The sequence below is a fragment of the Pseudonocardia pini genome (assembly GCF_013870575.1).
GTDB lineage: Bacteria > Actinomycetota > Actinomycetes > Mycobacteriales > Pseudonocardiaceae > Pseudonocardia > Pseudonocardia pini.
In genome coordinates this window covers 1-2,547 of record NZ_JACBXB010000791.1, presented here as the reverse complement: position 1 = coordinate 2,547, position 2,547 = coordinate 1, and the positions used below count along the sequence as shown (strand labels likewise).

The 2,547-nt window shown below is 75.2% G+C and carries 1 protein-coding gene; it reads right to left on the bottom strand.

What is annotated here, in order from left to right:
- Positions 1 to 517: 517 nt before the first annotated feature.
- On the bottom strand, positions 518 to 2,547 hold a 2,030-nt coding region (locus tag H5J29_RS28985), incomplete at its 5' end, for a molybdopterin-dependent oxidoreductase (protein WP_181784157.1).

Here is a 2,547-nt window from a genome sequence, read left to right as displayed (position 1 = left end):
TCCGCTCCCGCGCTAACTGCCGTTGCGTCCGCTACCGCCCCGGCTGCCGTTCTCGAACCGGTCCAGTGGGCGCCTCGGCCGGCCTGCGCAGACCCGGGGCGCCCCCCAAGCCACCTCCGTCGTTTCGGCGGCACAGCCCGGCACGGGCTCCGCCCGGGCCGCCGCCCCACGCCGAACCGCCGGCCGAGAACACCGAGCCGGCGGCCCGGGTGGAGACCGTGCTGCCCTCCGGGGCCGAAACGACGGAGGTGGCGACCACCTCCGGAGCGAGGCCCCCCGGAGGGCGCAGTTCCCCACAGAAGATGACCCGGTCCGACCTCCAGAGCTGCGACCACCTCCGGAGGAAGGCCCCCGGAGGGCGCAGTCACCCCACCGAAGACGACCTGGCCCGACCTCCAGGGCGACCACCTCCGAAGGGAGCGCCCGGAGGGCGCAGTTCCACGGGCCGATGGTCTGCGCCCTCCGGAGTGTGAAGGTTTCCGGAGGGCGAAGTCCTTCCTCAGAGGAGCGGGGGGTCTCAGACGGGTGGGACGAAGGCCCGCACCTCGCGGATCTCGGTGTCGTAGCGCTCCACCTCGACCACCGTGTGCTGGCCCGTGCAGCCCTGGGCCAGCGACGAGGTGCCGACGTCCCGGGTGAGGACGTTCGGGTTGCCGTGCACGCAGAACGGGATCTCGGAGTCGAGGTCGAGCGGGTCGAACCACGCGCCGGTGGGGAGCTGCACCACGCCCTCGCGCACCTCGTCGGTCACCGCCGCGGCGGCCAGGCAGGCGCCGCGGTCGTTGAACAGCCGGACCAGGTCGCCCGTGGCGATGCCGCGCGGCCCGGCGTCGGCGGGGTGGATGCGCACGACCTCCCGCCCACGCACCTTGTGCGCCAGGCTGTGTGCGCCGAAGTCCAGCTGGGAGTGCAGGCGGGTCGCGGGCTGGTTGGCCACCAGCCACAGCGGGTGGCGATCGTCGGGCGCCTCGGTGGGCGGGAACCAGACCGGGTGGCCGGGGGCGTCGGCGTACCCGAAGGCGGCGATGGTCGCGGAGGCGAGCTCGATCCGGCCCGACGGCGTCGGGAGCGGGTTCGCCACCGGGTCCGCCCGGAAGGCGCCGATGATCCCGCCCCGGTCCGCCACCTGCGGCAGCTCCAGCTCGCCCGCCGCCCAGAACTCGTCGAACGAGGGGGTGGGCAGGCCCCGGTCCGCCAACCCCTTGCGGGTCGGCTCGTACAGCCACTCCAGCCACGCACGGGTGTCGCGGCCCTCGGTGAAGGCCCGGCCCACCCCCAGCCGCTCCGCCAGCCCGGCGAAGATCGCGTAGTCGTCCCGGGCCTCGCCGGGCGGGTCGACGAGCCGGTGCATGGCGGTCATGACGGGGTCGAACGGGCCCGCGCCGAGGTCGTCGCGCTCGATCGTCCAGGTCGTGGGGAGGACGACGTCCGCGTGCCGGGCGGTGGCGGTCCACGCCGGCTCGTGCACGACGAACGTGTCCAGCCGCCCGATCGCCCGGCGCAGCCTGCCGAGGTCCTGATGATGGTGGAACGGGTTGCCGCCCGCCCAGTAGGCCAGCCGGACGTGCGGGTAGCGGCTCCGCCTGCCGTCGTGGTCGTACTCCTCGCCCGGGTGCAGGAGCATGTCGGCGATCCGCGCGACGGGGATCGACTCCGACACGCCGTTGACGCCCTGCGGCAGCGCCGCGACCCCGACGGCGACGCGGCTGCGCCCGTAGTGGCCGATCGAGCCGAGGCCGTAGCAGAACCCCCCGCCGGGCAGGCCGATCTGCCCCAACGCGGCGGCCAGGGCGAGCGCGGCCCACACGGGCTGCTCGCCGGACTCCGCACGCTGCAGGGACTGCGCGACGGTCACCAGCGTCCGGCCCGAGGCGGCGCGCCGGGCGAGCTCGCGGATCTCCGAGGCGGGCACCCCGGTGATCCCGGCGGCCCACTCGGCGTCCTTGTCCCGCAGGTACTCCGCCAGCTCCGGCCAGCCGACGCAGTACCGCTCGAGGAACGCGCGGTCGTGCAGGTCCTCCGCGACCAGCGTGTGCAGCAGCCCGAACATCAGCGCCGTGTCCGAACCCGGCGGGACCGACAGCCACCGGGCGCCCGCGGGGAGGTCGGAGCGCAGCGGGCCGACGTTCACCAGGAGCGCCCCGCGCCGGGCCGCCGCCGCCAGCGCCCCCCGCTCGACGTGCGCGCTGATCCCGCCGCCCCCGACGGCGCTGTTCTTGAGGTTCATCCCGCCGAAGGCCAGTACGGTGTCGGTGTGCGCGGCGACCTGGTCCCAGGTCACCGTCCCCTTCGACACGACCTCGGACGGGCCCAGCACGTGCCGCAGGACCGTCTGGGCGGCGGCCCCGCTGTAGTCCCCGACCGAGCGGACGTACCCGCCGACCGCGTGGTTCAGGAAGCGGTGCACCTGGCTCTGCGCGTGGTGGAACCGACCGGCGCTGGCCCAGCCGTAGCTGCCCCCGTAGACCGCCTCGGGCCCGAAGGTCTCCCGGACCCGGGCCAGCTCGGCCGCGAGCCGGTCCAGCACCTCGGGCCACCCGACCTCGA